At 71.2% G+C, this 13,402-nt stretch carries 16 protein-coding genes and 1 tRNA gene; 6 read left to right on the top strand and 11 right to left on the bottom strand.

Annotated features, from left to right (window positions below; all coding sequences use genetic code 11):
• A complete protein-coding gene (locus tag ABEA30_RS01165; RefSeq protein ID WP_345577747.1) occupies positions 1 to 366 on the bottom strand; it encodes a hypothetical protein in 366 nt (121 codons plus the stop codon).
• Positions 367 to 555: 189 nt separating this feature from the next.
• On the opposite strand from ABEA30_RS01165, the gene ABEA30_RS01160 reads away from it, so the two are divergent.
• Together ABEA30_RS01160 and ABEA30_RS01155 are read left to right on the top strand one after the other, a co-directional pair.
• Positions 556 to 1,935: a UTP--glucose-1-phosphate uridylyltransferase gene (locus ABEA30_RS01160; protein WP_345577744.1), complete on the top strand. Its 1,380-nt coding sequence runs from the start codon at positions 556 to 558 to the stop codon at positions 1,933 to 1,935.
• Positions 1,925 to 2,266 (top strand): hypothetical protein, encoded by a 342-nt coding sequence (locus ABEA30_RS01155; protein ID WP_345577741.1) that lies wholly within the window; start codon positions 1,925 to 1,927, stop codon positions 2,264 to 2,266. Before ABEA30_RS01160 ends, ABEA30_RS01155 begins: the two co-directional genes overlap by 11 nt.
• Positions 2,267 to 2,274: 8 nt before the next feature.
• Here the strand turns inward: ABEA30_RS01155 and mscL are convergent, their stop codons facing one another.
• From mscL to ABEA30_RS01135, 4 genes are all read right to left on the bottom strand, one after another.
• Positions 2,275 to 2,640, bottom strand: a complete 366-nt coding sequence (gene mscL / locus ABEA30_RS01150; RefSeq protein WP_345577738.1) for a large conductance mechanosensitive channel protein MscL — start codon at positions 2,638 to 2,640, stop codon at positions 2,275 to 2,277.
• Positions 2,641 to 2,764: 124 nt separating this feature from the next.
• Positions 2,765 to 3,394: an SAF domain-containing protein gene (locus ABEA30_RS01145; protein ID WP_345577735.1), complete on the bottom strand. Its 630-nt coding sequence runs from the start codon at positions 3,392 to 3,394 to the stop codon at positions 2,765 to 2,767.
• 67 nt (positions 3,395 to 3,461) lie between these two features.
• Entirely contained in the window at positions 3,462 to 3,722 is a 261-nt protein-coding gene (locus ABEA30_RS01140) for an FmdB family zinc ribbon protein (RefSeq protein WP_345577732.1), read from the bottom strand.
• Between the two features lie 38 nt (positions 3,723 to 3,760).
• A complete protein-coding gene (locus tag ABEA30_RS01135; RefSeq protein WP_345577729.1) occupies positions 3,761 to 4,336 on the bottom strand; it encodes a 5-formyltetrahydrofolate cyclo-ligase in 576 nt (191 codons plus the stop codon).
• Between the two features lie 18 nt (positions 4,337 to 4,354).
• Between ABEA30_RS01135 and ABEA30_RS01130 the strand changes: the two genes are divergently transcribed.
• The 3 genes from ABEA30_RS01130 to ABEA30_RS01120 all read left to right on the top strand — a co-directional run bounded on the left by ABEA30_RS01130 (position 4,355) and on the right by ABEA30_RS01120 (position 6,701).
• The gene (locus ABEA30_RS01130) at positions 4,355 to 5,650 is read left to right on the top strand and encodes a molybdopterin molybdotransferase MoeA (RefSeq protein WP_345577726.1); all 1,296 of its coding nucleotides are present in this window, start codon (positions 4,355 to 4,357) and stop codon (positions 5,648 to 5,650) included.
• Between the two features lie 137 nt (positions 5,651 to 5,787).
• A complete protein-coding gene (locus ABEA30_RS01125) occupies positions 5,788 to 6,567 on the top strand; it encodes a hypothetical protein (protein WP_345577723.1) in 780 nt (259 codons plus the stop codon).
• A gap of 58 nt (positions 6,568 to 6,625) precedes the next feature.
• Positions 6,626 to 6,701, top strand: a tRNA-Ala gene (locus ABEA30_RS01120).
• A 66-nt stretch (positions 6,702 to 6,767) separates the two neighbouring features.
• Here ABEA30_RS01120 and ABEA30_RS01115 read toward each other — a convergent pair.
• Together ABEA30_RS01115 and ABEA30_RS01110 are read right to left on the bottom strand one after the other, a co-directional pair.
• Positions 6,768 to 7,157, bottom strand: coding sequence for an OsmC family protein (locus tag ABEA30_RS01115; RefSeq protein WP_345577720.1), 390 nt, complete (start codon positions 7,155 to 7,157; stop codon positions 6,768 to 6,770).
• A 45-nt stretch (positions 7,158 to 7,202) separates the two neighbouring features.
• On the bottom strand, positions 7,203 to 7,691 hold the full coding sequence (locus ABEA30_RS01110) for a MarR family winged helix-turn-helix transcriptional regulator (RefSeq protein ID WP_345577717.1): 489 nt from the start codon (positions 7,689 to 7,691) through the stop codon (positions 7,203 to 7,205).
• A 103-nt stretch (positions 7,692 to 7,794) separates the two neighbouring features.
• Between ABEA30_RS01110 and ABEA30_RS01105 the strand changes: the two genes are divergently transcribed.
• Positions 7,795 to 9,162: an FAD-binding oxidoreductase gene (locus ABEA30_RS01105; RefSeq protein ID WP_345577715.1), complete on the top strand. Its 1,368-nt coding sequence runs from the start codon at positions 7,795 to 7,797 to the stop codon at positions 9,160 to 9,162.
• A gap of 18 nt (positions 9,163 to 9,180) precedes the next feature.
• Here the strand turns inward: ABEA30_RS01105 and ABEA30_RS01100 are convergent, their stop codons facing one another.
• From ABEA30_RS01100 to ABEA30_RS01085, 4 genes are read right to left on the bottom strand one after another with little or no spacing between them, the layout of a single operon-like run.
• The gene (locus tag ABEA30_RS01100; RefSeq protein ID WP_345577712.1) at positions 9,181 to 10,398 is read right to left on the bottom strand and encodes a mannitol dehydrogenase family protein; all 1,218 of its coding nucleotides are present in this window, start codon (positions 10,396 to 10,398) and stop codon (positions 9,181 to 9,183) included.
• On the bottom strand, positions 10,391 to 11,392 hold the full coding sequence (locus ABEA30_RS01095) for a class I mannose-6-phosphate isomerase (protein ID WP_345577710.1): 1,002 nt from the start codon (positions 11,390 to 11,392) through the stop codon (positions 10,391 to 10,393). Before ABEA30_RS01095 ends, ABEA30_RS01100 begins: the two co-directional genes overlap by 8 nt.
• Before the next feature lie 13 nt (positions 11,393 to 11,405).
• Positions 11,406 to 12,392 carry a LacI family DNA-binding transcriptional regulator gene (locus tag ABEA30_RS01090; protein WP_345577707.1) on the bottom strand — a complete coding sequence of 329 codons (987 nt, stop codon included), beginning with the start codon at positions 12,390 to 12,392 and terminating at the stop codon, positions 11,406 to 11,408.
• Entirely contained in the window at positions 12,389 to 13,366 is a 978-nt protein-coding gene (locus ABEA30_RS01085) for a carbohydrate kinase family protein (protein ID WP_345577704.1), read from the bottom strand. Before ABEA30_RS01085 ends, ABEA30_RS01090 begins: the two co-directional genes overlap by 4 nt.
• Positions 13,367 to 13,402 lie beyond the last annotated feature (36 nt).

The following is a 13,402-nucleotide window of genomic DNA, read 5'->3' as shown; positions in this document are numbered from 1 at the left end:
TCACGCTGCGCTGAGGCCGTCGCCGGCGAGGGAGTCGCCCGCGACGGCGGGCACGCCGCCCAGGTCCACCAGGAAGCCGCCGGGGAACTCGTCGGCCAACAGGTCCGCCAAGCGGCGGGCGGTGCGGGAACGGGCGTCCGCCTCGGCGTCGGTCGGGAGCGGCTCCAACGGGTCGACGCCCCCGAGCAGCGCGCCCAGGTGGTCGTCGAGGATGGGGTGGCCGCCCAGGGCGTCCGCGTCGCCGAAGACGTCGAGCTCCGCGCGCACCACCTCGACGGCGGGCAGCAGCGTCTCGGGGCGGGAGGTCAGCAGGGTGGCACGGGTCCCCAGTGCGGGGAAGGTTGCTTCATAGGGGAGAAGGCTCATGGTGCTCGGTCCTCGTGTCTCGTCGGTGCATCCAACCAAACCGACGGTTGCTGTGCCAATCCTGTGAACGTGCTGGGTGGCGCGTATGACCCGTGTGGATGCGTGATCGGGGCCCGGCGCCACCCCTGAATGGGAGCCGCGCGGGGCGGACGGTTAGGATCGGTTGCGTTACCGAGGAAGGGAATCGTCGTGTCCGAAGCTGGCCTCCAGGCAGCCCGTCAGAAGATGATTGACGCCGGGGTCTCCACTCCGGCCATCGAGGTGTTCACCCGCTTCTACCACCTGCTCGAGTCCGGCGAGACGGGCGTGATCCGTGAGGACACCATCGAGCCGCTGCTGGACCCGCCGATGCTGGCGGACGTCGACATCACCGACGCCGAGGCGCGCGAGGCCATCGGCAAGACGGTCATCATCAAGCTCAACGGCGGCCTGGGCACCTCGATGGGCCTCGACAAGGCCAAGACCCTGCTGCCGGTGCGCGACGGCATGAACTTCCTCGACCTCATCGTCCAGCAGGTGCTCGCGGCCCGTGAACGCTACGACGCGCGGCTGCCGCTGCTGCTGATGAACTCGTTCCGCACCGACGAGGACACCCTCGCGCACCTCGCCCGCTACCCCGAGCTCCCCGTCGAGGACCTGCCGCTGAGCTTCGTGCAGAACCAGGAGCCGAAGCTGCGCGCCGACGACCTCACCCCCGTCGAATGGCCGGCGGACCCGTCGCTCGAGTGGTGCCCGCCCGGGCACGGAGACCTGTACCCGGCCCTCGAGGGCTCCGGCGTGCTCGACGCGCTGCTCGAGGCCGGCTTCCGCTACGCCTGCGTCTCCAACGGCGACAACCTGGGCGCCGCGCCCAACGCCACCATCGCCGGCTGGTTCGCCAGGTCCGGCGCACCCTACGCCGCGGAGCTGTGCCGTCGCACCGTCAACGACAAGAAGGGCGGCCACCTGGCCATCCGCAAGGCCGACGGCCAGCTCATCCTGCGCGACACCGCGCAGACCGCGCCGGAGGAGATGGACTACTTCACCGACGAGCACCGCCACCCGTTCTTCCACACCAACAACCTATGGTTCGACCTGCAGAACCTGCGTGACACCCTCGTCGAGCGCAACTCGGTGCTGGGGCTGCCGCTGATCCGCAACGAGAAGACGGTGGACCCCACGGATTCGTCGTCGACGCCGGTGATCCAGGTGGAGTCTGCGATGGGCGCGGCCATCGAGGTGTTCGAGGGTGCCACCGCCATCTGTGTGGGCCGCGACCGCTTCCTGCCGGTCAAGACCACCAACGAGCTGCTCCTGTTGCGCTCCGACGTCTACAACCTGACCGACGAGGGCAAGCTCGTGGCGTGCACCGACACGTCGCCGGAGATCAGCCTCGACTCGCGCTACTACAAGACGGTGCAGAAGTTCGCCGAGCGCATCCCGCAGGCGCCGTCGCTGCGCAAGGCCACGTCGTTCCGCGTCGAGGGTGACTACACCTTCGGCACGGGGGTCGTCGTCAAGGGCGACGTCACGCTGCCCGACGCCGGCGAGGCCAGCACCGTCGAGGACGGCACCAGGCTTGAAGGGTGATCCGCTCGCCGGGGCGCTGGCCCTGGCGTTGACGGGCCAGGTGCTCGACATCGGTTCCGTCGAGCACCTGGGCGACGAGTTGGCGGCCGCGGGCTACCCGCCCGAGCGGCTGGCGGACCTCCGGCACGCGGCCCAGGAGGCGGAACGTCCGTGGCCGTTCACGGTGCCACTGGAGGTGCGCCGAGCAGTGGGGTTCGCCCGCTTCGACGCCGCCCTCGCGCAGGCGCGGGCCAACCTGGGCCTGACAGGGCTCGTCGCGGCCAGGCCGGCCGAGAGGCCGCTGAACCGCGACGAGCGACGCCTGGTGGAGGACCGGCCCCCACACTGGTGAGGGTTGGGTCAGAGGGTGCGGGCGCGGATCGCGTCGCGGATCTCCTCGAGGAGTTCCTCCGACTTGGTGAGCGTGGGCGCCTCCTCGGGTGAGCGGTCGAAGCGCTCCTTGGCCTTGGTGTAGGGCACCACGACGCCGAAGTAGACCACGGCGGCGATGATGACGAACGCGATGAGCGAGGTCAGGAAGGCGCCGACGGACACGCCGCCCGGCTTGAAGTTCGAGAAGTCGGGCGTGCCGCCGATGAAGCCGAGGATGTCCATGAACATCGCCGTGAACGACTCGACGACGGTGGCGAACGCCGCACCGATGACGAACGCGATGGCGAGCTCGATGAGGTTGCCGCGCATCAGGAATTCCTTGAAGCCCTTCATGGTTCTCCAGATTTCTGTGTAGCCGCCGGGGGCGGGAGGTGTCACGACGCGGTGCCGCGCCGTCGGACCACGTGGCCCGGCACGACTCTAACGACGAACAGGTGCAGCCGCACCCGTCCCGGTCTCACCCTGACGCGCCGCCCAGCACGATGCGCAGCCCGCCGTCCTGCCCGTAGGCGGCTACGAGCGGTGCCTGGGCTGCGGGCACGTCGACGAGGATCATCGGCCCGGAGGCGCCGCCGCCCACGGAGAACGGCGAGCCGCCCGAGGGGGCATTGCCGAGCACGGCGACCCTCGCGTCGTCGGTCAGCACCTCGACCTCCTCGTACCCCGAGGCGATGAGGGAGATCCGGTCACCGGGGTTGAGCAGCGAGCGGACGTGTTCGTCGCGCAGCATGATGGGGACCAGCGCGCGGCCGGGTTCGGTACTGCGGCTGGTGGCCAGCATGCCGGGTTGGAGCACCGTGCCGGCGCCCAGCGACACGGCGGTGCTGCGGCCGACGAGGCCGTCGACGCGGGTGAGGGCGCCGTCGGGGAGGGCGTCGGGTGGCAGCTGGGCGAGCTTCAGGTCGGAGGCGGTGAGCACGTGCCCGGCGGGTAGCTCCGCGGCGATCACCACTGCGGCTTCGGTGGGGGCGTCGGGCGCCGAGATGGCGTTGCCGAGGGTGAGGACGGCGACTGCGGCCAGGGCGGCGCCGACGACGCGGCGGTGCCACGAGATGCGTTGGACGATCAGGTCGAGGAGGCGCTTCATGCCTGTCACTGTGGCCGGCGCGCGTCCCGTTGCGCCGTTGTCCACAGGCTCAGGTTGGACGGCGGCCTCAGGCCGACTTGGCCTCCACCTTCGCGGCGGGCTTCGACTCGGCCTTCGCCGGCTCGGGCTTCTTCGCGGCCGGCTTCGACGAGCTGCGGTTGTCGGTCTTGTAGAAGCCGGAGCCCTTGAACACGACGCCCACCGCGCTGTACACCTTGCGCAGGTTGCCGTCGCACTCAGGGCAGACGGTGAGCGCGTCGTCGGTGAACTTCTGCACGACCTCGAGGTCGGAGCCACAATCGGTGCAGCGGTACTGGTAGGTGGGCATTGACTTCCTCCGGGGAGATAACCGCCCGCCATGATAGTTCAGCGGTCAACGATGACCCAACCGAGCTCCGTGGCCCAGCCGTCCACGGACACGTCGTGGGGGAGCGTCGGCACCGTGTCCAGTACTTCGTCCTCCCGCGCCAGCGCCACCAGGAGCGCACCCGGCCGACGGTGGGGCAGCGCCCTGTCGTACCAGCCCCCGCCGGTGCCCAGCCGGGTGCCGTCGCGGCCGACGGCGAGGCAGGGCAGCAGGATCAGGTCGGCCTCGGCGAGCCCCGCGGCGCCCAGCCCCGGGCCGGCAGGGTGCGGGATGCCGCCCCAGCCCGGGACCAGCTCCACCCAGCCCGGGAACGCGGCCCAGTCGGGGGCGCGGACCAGGCGCGGCACCAGCACCTGCCAGCCCAGGGCGAGCAGGCCGTCGATGATGTCGCGCGTGTCGGGCTCGCCCCGCCGCGACACGTACACGGCCGCCGTGGCCACCGGCAGCGGGGCGACGGCGGCGAGCACGTGGCGGGTGCGTCGGGCGTCCTCGTCCCGCCATCGGCCGTCGGACAGTGCGTTCCTGGCAGCCGACACGGCGGCACGCAGCGCGTCCTTGCGGGGCTGTTCGGGCATTGGCATATCGTAAGGGCCATGGCCTGGTTTGGACGCAAGCAGCAGGAGACCGTCGTCGAGGAGATCCCCGAAGAGCCCCGGCTCCCGGAGCCTCCGGCACTCAACGCCTCGGGGTTGCGCAGCGTGGCTGACCACACCGCCTACCTCCTCGGCCTGGTGGAGCCGCTCGAGCCGTTCGGCACCCCGCTGCTGGAGGCGTGGGACCAGGTCATGTGCGAGGACATCGACTCGATGATCAACGTGCCGCCCAACTCGACGGCGAAGGTGGCCGGGTACGCGGTGCGTGCGGCAGACCTCCTCGACGATTCGGGGCTGCTGGCCGAGCCGTTGGACGTGGTGGACCCCACCGTCGAGCGGCTGCCGGAAGGCGGCGCCGTGGTGGTGGCGGCAGGAGACGTGTTGCCGCGCGGCGCCAACGCGGTGCTGCCCGCCACGTTCGCCACGTTGGAGGGCAACCGCGCGCACCTCATCGAGAAGGTGGCCGAGGGTGAGTACGTGCGCGCCGCCGGCGAGCACCTCAGCGTGGGCACCCGGCTGCTGAGCGAGGGCGAGGTGCTTGACGACCGCGCCATGGGCCTGCTGGCCGGTGCCGGCATCGACAAGGTGATGGTGCGCCCGCGCCCGCGCGTGATCGTCATCAGCTCGGGCGAGCACCTGGTGGACCCGGGAGCCGTGGTGGAACACGGCGACGCCACCGACGCCAACTCCTACATGATCGCTGCCGCCGCCCGCGCCGCCGGCGCCACCGTCTTCCGCGTGGCGGTGCACTCCAATGACCCAGATGCCATCCGCACCGCCATCACGGACCAGCTGATCCGCGCAGACCTGGTGATCTCGACGACGGGTGGGCGCCGCGAGGACTACGAGGCCGTGGTGGGCGTCATGAACGACCTGGGTCTGGTGGACACCGTCGACGTGGCGATGTCGCCCGGCCGCACGCAGACCTTCGGCCTGATCGGCGAGGACGACGAGCGCGTACCCATGCTGATGCTGCCGGGCAACCCCGTGAGCGCCTACGTGTCGTTCCACGCGTTCGCCCGGCCGCTGATCCGCCGCCTGATGGGCGCGCGCACGGAGCATCGCGCGGTGCGCGCCATCACCGACACCATGCTGCGCTCCATGAAGGGCACCATGCACCTCCTCCGCGGCCGCGTCACGCTCGAGGGCAGCATCCGGCACGTGCAGCAGGTCTCGATGCCGCATGCGCTGGGCGAGCTGTCGCGCTCGAACAGCCTGATCATCCTGGACGAATCCGTGGAGACGGTGCGTGCCGGGCAGGCCGTGAAGGTCTGGCTGTTCGACGAAGAGGACTGAGCTGTCACTGAGCGAATCGCTCACTGCCTGTGCCGTGGTGGCTCGGGCACGCCCAGCGCCAGAAAGTGGCGGACAAAGTGTGCCGACTCGCCGCCGCGCCGCGAGCAAATCCCATTGATGTTGTTTAACGTATGGGCATGCTCGCCGGGATCATCATCGCCATCGTTGTTTGTGCCGGCCTTGCGTTCGCCCTTCCCTGGGTGACGGCGCAGCGGCCCGCTGACCTTGAACTCGACGGTGACCCCACTGAGCGTTTCGCTGATTCCATGCGCATTCTGCGCCGAGACGTCGAAGACTACGTCGAGGACGAGGCCCTGGCTTCGGTCTCCACTCCGCTCACGCGGCGCGCCGAACTGAACGAACTGCGCCTCGTGGCGCGGCAGGCCGCCCGCCGCCGCCTCACGGTGGTGCTGGTGCTCGGCGTCGCCATCGTGCTCCTCACGGTGCTGGGCCTCATCGGCCTGGTGCCCGGCTGGAGCGTGGCCGTGCCCGGTGAGTTGCTGGTGGCGTTCCTGTGCGTGGCCAGGCTCACCGTCGTGGCGATGCACCGCAACCTCGACCGCCGCGCGGAAGCCGTGCGCGCCGGGTTCGACGAGGACGAGGACACCACCACCATCGAGGTGCCCGCCGCGGAGCACTCCGAGAGCATGGAGCTCTCCATCGACCTCACCATGCCCACCACCATGGGCGCCTTGTGGGACCCCATCCCGGTGACCCCCGCCACCTACGTGTCGCAGCCGCTGCTGCCGCGCACCGTCCGCACCATCGACCTGTCCGCCCCGGTGGCCGCGTCGTCGCCGCTGGTGCCGACGGCGGACCACCCGGCTGCGCCGGTCGAGGAGGGCGAGGCCACCATCGCCTCGTCGGCGGAGGCGTCGAACATCGCCGAATTCCGCCCGCGCGCCGTCGGTGAGTGAGTGGGGCACCCCCAACTTGGAGCGATTCCGCACGCGGTGCTAAAGTTGTCGATGCTCTGGGGCTATGGCGCAGTTGGTAGCGCGTCTCGTTCGCAATGAGAAGGCCGGGGGTTCGAATCCCCCTAGCTCCACCAGTAGACATCGGCCCCTGACCAGGCATTGAGCCAGGTCAGGGGCCGATTCTCGTTCAGCCTGTTGAGCTAGACGCGCCGGACGGTGGTGCCGGTGCGCAGGGCCTTGGGGATCTCGGCCACGGAGTCGACGGTGGCGACCAGCTCGTCGAGGACCTCCGGGTCCTCAGGGCTGTCGATCTCGACCGCGTAGCTTATGCCGGTCGATTGCCACGTGTCCTCGTCCAGCCCGCCGGTGGCGCTGACGAGCACGCCGTCGATCTCGAGGCCCATGCCAGCCGCCTCGCGGTACACGTCGTTGAGGACGCATCCGGCGGGTGCCAACACCCAGAGGTGCCCGCCCGTGAACGCCGCCTCGACGCCGACGCCCTCGTCGGTCCAGCGGTGGGGGAAGTGGACCGCGGTCTCGGAGGTCGGGCGGAGCGTGCCGGCTCCCACGGTCACCACGAAATGTGCCATGCCGTCATCCTCCCACCGGCCGGGGCCGGTGCACAGGCCCGGTCGTCAGGCGGGGAAGGGCTGCGAGACGACGCCCTCGGCCTCGGCCAACCGGCGCGCGAAGCGCAGCAGGGCGTCCTGGTCGGCGCCGGTCACCAGCGGTGAGAACTCGCGCTCGATGTCGGCCACGTGCGCCTCGGTTGCCTCGACGATGAGGTGGTGGCCGGCATCCGTCAGCGAGACCCGCACCCTACGGGCGTCGGCGGGGTCGGCGTCACGGGCGAGCAGGCCGCGCTCCTCGAGGCGGGCGATGAGATGCGTCGTCGACCCGGAAGTGTACAGGAGGTTGCGGCTGAGCTCGCCGGCGCTCACCGTGCCGCCGTTCTCGTAGACGGTGAGCAGCGCTTCGTACTGCGCCGTGGTGAGGTCGAACCCGCTCTTGAGGTGCGCCGCCAGGCGCAGCAGCATCGAGCGCTGCCCGCGCAGCAGGCCCCGCCACACCTCCAGCGGCGGCGTGAGTGCCTCCATGACGACCTCCCGGGAATTTTCGTGCATTATCTGTAGTTACAGGTAATACTATCCCGGGACGTGGATTCGTGAGTGAAGGAGTGGAGATGCGTGACCAGCGACGGAGGGCCGTGGTGCCGGTGGTGGGCCGATGAGCGCCACGCTCAAGGGCCGGGCGGGGCTCCCGCCGCTGCCGGCCGAACTGGCCAACCGCGCGGTCTTCCCCGACGACCGCGGCTACGCCATGGTGCGCTCCTCGTACATGGCGGCGGGGTCGCCGGCCGTGGTGATCATGGCCACCACGGCTGACGAGGTAGCTGCGGCAGTACGGTACGCCGCGGACGCCCAGGGCCCCGACGGCGAACGCCTGCCGGTGGCGGTCCGCTCGGGCGGTCACGGGATCGCCGGTACCTCGACCAACCATGGCGGCATCATCATCGACCTGTCGCGACTCGACGCCGTCGACCTGGACCCGGATGCGCACAGGGTGCGCGCCCAGGCCGGTGCCGGGTGGGGCAAGGTGTCGACGGTCCTGGCGCCGCACGACCTCACGATCACCAGCGGCAACTTCGGCGACACGGGCGTGGGCGGGCTCGCCACCGCGGGTGGGGTGGGCTACTTCGCCCGCTCGCAGGGCCTCACCATCGACAGGGTGCGCGCAGCCCAGCTGGTCACCGCGGACGGCCGGGTGCGCTGGGTGGATGCCGAGCACGAGCCCGACCTCTTCTGGGCGGTGCGCGGCGGCGGCACCCACGTGGGCATCGTCACCGAGGTCGAACTGGAACCCACGCGCATGAACACCCGCTCCGGAGACGCCTCGATCATCTACCAGGAGGTGGGCTATGCGGTGACGGACCTCGGCGCCTTCACCCAGGCATGGGGCGAGTGGATCGACGGCGCGCCCCGTGCGGCCGAGGGCTTCCTCATGCTCAACGCCACCGGCAGTGGCCGCACCATCGTGCGCGCCCGCAACGTGTGGGCAGGCGATGACACCGCCGCCGCGACGCCCGTCCTCGAAGCCGCGCTGGGCCTCGGCCAGGTGTTCGAGCAGCAGGCCTTCATCACCCCGTACCCACAGATCGTGCCCTCTCCAGGGCAGCCGCACCTGGGCCAGCAGGCCATCCGCATGCGCGACGTGCTGGTCGACAGGGCAGATGCCGAAGTGGGCAGGGCGATGGCCCAGGCGTTGGCAGACCGCACCACGCTGCTGGGTGAGATCCGTGCCCTCGGCGGCGCCGTCTCAGACGTCGATCCGTCCGCCACCGCGTGGGCGGGCAGGCATCAGCGCGCGCTCGTCGGCACCTGGCTGCGCCCGGCCGGCACGGTGGCCGAGGACGCCTCGTTCGCGCCCCTCCAGCAGCTGGGCACGGGCACGTACGCGGCGTACTCCTCAGACGTGCGGCCGGCCTCGGCCGAGCTGGCGTGGCCGGGTGACACGGGCACCCGCCTGCGTGCCTTGTCGGAACAGGTCGATCCCGAGGGGCTCTTCACGCAGGGCCACTCGCTGCGCCGCCGCTAGGCAGCGACGCCGCGCACGTCACACCACCCAGGGCTCCAGGTACTCGGCATCGATGCGGGCGATCTGCTCGACGAGCGGCGCACCCTCGCGCACCAGCTGCAGCTGGTCTGCCAGCAGCCTGCGTGCGCCGTCGTCGCGTTCGCTGTCCTGGAACAGGTGGCGCTCCAGATGGGCCTCCACCTCGGACGCCGGCCACCCGGCCTCCGTCTCCAGCTGGTGCGCGCCCAGCGCCACGCCCAGCGACACGTGCAGGAACGGCACCTGCGCGCGCTTGCACAACAGGTAGGCCCCGATGAGGCGGTCGTCGGGCTGCATCTTGCGCACCGGGTCCTGGCCCACGCGCTGCGCGGTGTCGCCCAACTCGCGGTTGGTGAAGCGGTGCAGCAGGTCGTTGACGTGGTGCTGCAACGGGCCGGGCTCCATGCCGTGCACGCGGCTGACGGCCGCAGCCGACTCGAGCATGGCCGCGCGCACCAGGTAGCGCAGCTCCAGGTCCGCCACCGCCTCCCAGACGTAGCGCAGCGACTTGCGGTGCGCCAGGTAGGCCAGCATGCAGTGCCCCATGTTGTGCACGTAGAGCTTCCGGTCCGCGTAGGCCTCGAAGTTCTCCCTGATCGGCACCAGGCCAGGCACGTCCGGGGCGTTGCCCCGCAGCGCGGCGGCGTCGTAGGGCAGCTGCGCATAGGGTTCGACGGCGACACCGGTGAGGTCGGCATCCTCACCGCTGGCTCGAGGAATCATGCGCCCGATCGAGGTGGCGGACAACCCCACCAGGCTGGTGGTGTCGCCGCCGTGGGCGGCGTCGAGCGCGCGGCGCAGCACGCCGGGTGCGTCGTGGAGGTTCTCGCACAGGAGCATGTCCAGCGCACCGCGGCCGGCCCGCTGCCGGGCCCGCAGGCCCTCGGCCAGCACCGGGGCGAGGCCCGGCAGGTGCGCGGCGCCGACGCAGGTGGCGGCCATGTCGGCCTCGCACAGCGCGGCCGCGACCGCGGCCGAGTTCCGCAGGTGTAGCGCCGCCACGGGGCTGATGGTCGCGGCCCGCCGGCCGCGGTTGTCCACCGTCACCTGCTGGTAGCCGCCCTCGCCATCGAGGCGGGAGACCAGCGCATCCATCACGTCGACGAACGTCACGTGCCACCCGGCCGCGGAGAACAGGGGCGCGATGAACCCGCGCCCCACCGCGCCGGCGCCGAAGACCACGGCGCGGCGCGTGCGCCCCGCCGCCTGCTCAGGCATGGCGTGGCCCAGCGGCGGGTGGGCGGCACCAGACCGCCCGCACGTCACCGGTGAGTCGTGGGGCCTCGGCGGCGTGGGGCAGCAAGACCACGGATCCGGTGGTGAGCGGCAGTTCTCCCTCAGCCCATGCGAGGCTGCCCCCGCCGTCGATGATGACGAGCACCGCGAAGCCGGCCTCGAGTTCGCCCGCGCCCACCCAGTCGGCGCGGAAGAAGGACAGCGAGAGGTCCGGCAGGCCCTGGCCCACCCCGGGCGAGCGCATCACGAGCGACTCGGCCTGCTCGGGCGAGTGCACCGTCAGGTCGGCCGCCTGCAGTGCCAGGTCCCAGCCGAGGCCCAGCTCGCGCGGTGCGTCGTCGTCGAGGGCGAAGCCCTTCCATTCGAGCAGGATCGACATGTCCTCCGGCTGCTGCACCTCGACGAGGAAGACGCCCTCACCGATGGCGTGGGGCGTGCCCGCCGGCACCAGGACGCCGTCGCCGGGGTTGACCTCGATGGTGTGCAGCGCGTCGAGCAGCGCCTCGGTGTCCTGCCGCTCGACCAGATCAGCCAACTCCTCGGGGGAGACGTCGCGCCGGAAGCCCAGGTGCACGGCGCCGGGCTGCAGCACCAGCCACGCCTCGGTCTTGCCGTGGGGCCGGCCCAGGTGCTGGGCGGCGAACGCGTCGTCGGGATGCAGGTGTACGGGGAGCCGCTGCCCGGCGTGGAGCAGCTTGGTCAGCAGCTGCGTGTCGGTGCCCCAGCGGGCGACGTGCTCGCGGCCCAGCCAGGCCTCGGGGTCGGCGGCGATGGCGTCGCGCAGCAGCTCGCCGGAGTCGAGGCGCGTCAGGCCGAGGTTGGTCTCGCCGAACAGGCACGTGGTGGAGGCCACCCAGTCCTCGGGCGTGTTGCCGCCCTCGAACGGGACGCTGCGCAACTCGGCGATGGCGGCGCCGCCCTTGTAGAAGCGGTCCGGCGGCTGGTTGGAGCGCAGCAACTGCGGCTGGGGTGTCATGGGGTGCCTTTCATCAGTAGCGGCGCACCTGCGTGCGCATGGTGAGGTGGTGGGTCTCGCGCCCAGGGTCTGTCAGCCGTTCGAACAGGAGCCGCGCCGCGGCCCTGCCCATCTCGCGGTCGTCGTGCTCCACCAGCACCACGGGCTGGGGGAGCGTGTGGCTCAGCGGGAAGTTGTCGAACGCCACGATGGCCACGTCCAGGCCGCGGGCACGGACCTCGCTGGCAGCCGCCAGCGCCGAGATGTTGTTGGCGCAGAACACCGCATCGGGCGGCTCCGCCAGCGACAGCAGCCCGACGATCGCCTCGTGGGCCTGCTCGTCGGTGTGCGCGGTGCGGATCTCCATCTCCGGCAGCACGCCCAGCCCGCGCTCGGCCAGTGCGTCCTTCGCCCCCTGGATGCGCGGCGGCATGGTGGCCAGCCGGTCGGTGTCGCTGAGGATGGCGAAGCGGTTCCGCCCGAGTTCGAGCGCCGCCCCGAGGGCCTCCCTGGAGGCGCCGTAGTTGTCGAAGCTGACGGAGTCGACGTCCAGCCCCACGAGCGGCTCGTCGATCGCCACCACCGCGCAACCCAGCGCCATCTCGGCCAGGATCAGCGGCTGGGGCGTGGCGGTGGGCGTGATCAGCAGCCCGCGCGGGCGCTGCGCGAACACGGCCTCGAGCAGCTTGGCCTCCTGATCCGCGACGCCCTCGGAGCTGCAGGTGATCACCAGGCACTCCTGCTCGCCGGCGACATCCGCGGCCCCGGCCGCCACCCGCGAGTAGAAGATGTTGGCCATGTCGCGGATGACCATGCCCACCATGTCCGAGGTGCCCGAGCGCATGGTGGCGGCGCCGCGGTGCGGGCGGTACGCCAGCATGCTGGCGGCCTCGAGCACGCGGTCGCGCAGCTCGGGATGCACCGTGGCCACGCCGTTGATCACCCGCGAGGCGGTCTTCAGCGACACCTGAGCGGCGTCGGCCACGTCGGTCAGCGTGGCGCGCCGCATCGATTCCTTCACTTGGCCCGTTCCCCCCTCAGGTGCCGCCCGACGACGGCCCGGGCGAACTCGCCCGCTGCAACCGGCGCCAGCCCCATGCCCAACGCGTGGAGGAGCCCGGCGGTCAACGAATCGCCCGCGCCGACCGTCGTCTCCGGCTCGTCGATGACCTCGGCGTCGAACCACAGGTCCTGATCGGCCCAAGCCCCGGCCACCGGCGCCAGCACGCGGCCGGCCCGCTCGAGGCGCCCGGTCCCGGCGGTGCGCAGCAGGAAGCCCTCCTTGCCCGCGGACAGCTGCACCACGGCCACGCCCATCTCCAGCAGCATGTCGGCCACCTCCACCATGCGCGCGCGGGTGGGTTCGCCCGTGAGCCCGAAGGCGCTGGAGACGTCGTCCCAGCTGGGCGACATGACGTCGACGGCGGGGAGCACCTGCCGGAACCACTCGGCCCAGTCAACGGTGCTGGCCACCGAGCCCTCGCCCACGTGCGCGAGGTCCAGCGAGGTGGTGATGCCGCGCTGCTGCGCGGCGGTGAAGGTCTCCAACAGCGAGTCGACGTTGTGGCACCAGAACGGCACCAGCGACGGGTAGCCGGCGTGCACCAGGTCCGGTTGGTCGGTGTCGAGGTCCACCTGCCGCGCGTCGAAGGCCGCGTTGAAGCCCTCGTGCTGCCAGAAGGTGCGGTCGTGGTGGCCGTGCTCCACGACGATGCTGTAGGAGGTGGTCAGGCCCGTCGGGATCAGCTGCATGGGCACGCCCATGTCGTGCAGCAGCCGCTCGTAGATGAGCGTGAGGGTGTCCTGACCGGTGGCGATGGCCATGCTCACGGAGGTGCCCAGCTCGTGCAGCTTGCGGGCGGTGTTGATGGCAGATCCGCCCAGGGCGAAGCGCAACGGGCCCACCGGGTAGAGGATTCCGGGCTCGATGCCGGGGGACAGGTCCAGCCTGGGCGTGATGTCCACGCAGGCATGTCCGAGGGCCACTGCTTTCATGATCGCTCCTGGGCTCTCCGTTGCTGGTAACGATTC

The sequence above is a fragment of the Tessaracoccus lubricantis genome, from assembly GCF_039544535.1.
Lineage (GTDB): Bacteria > Actinomycetota > Actinomycetes > Propionibacteriales > Propionibacteriaceae > Arachnia > Arachnia lubricantis.
Note: the sequence above shows the minus strand (reverse complement) of the source record. Positions and strands in the feature narration are given on the sequence as shown.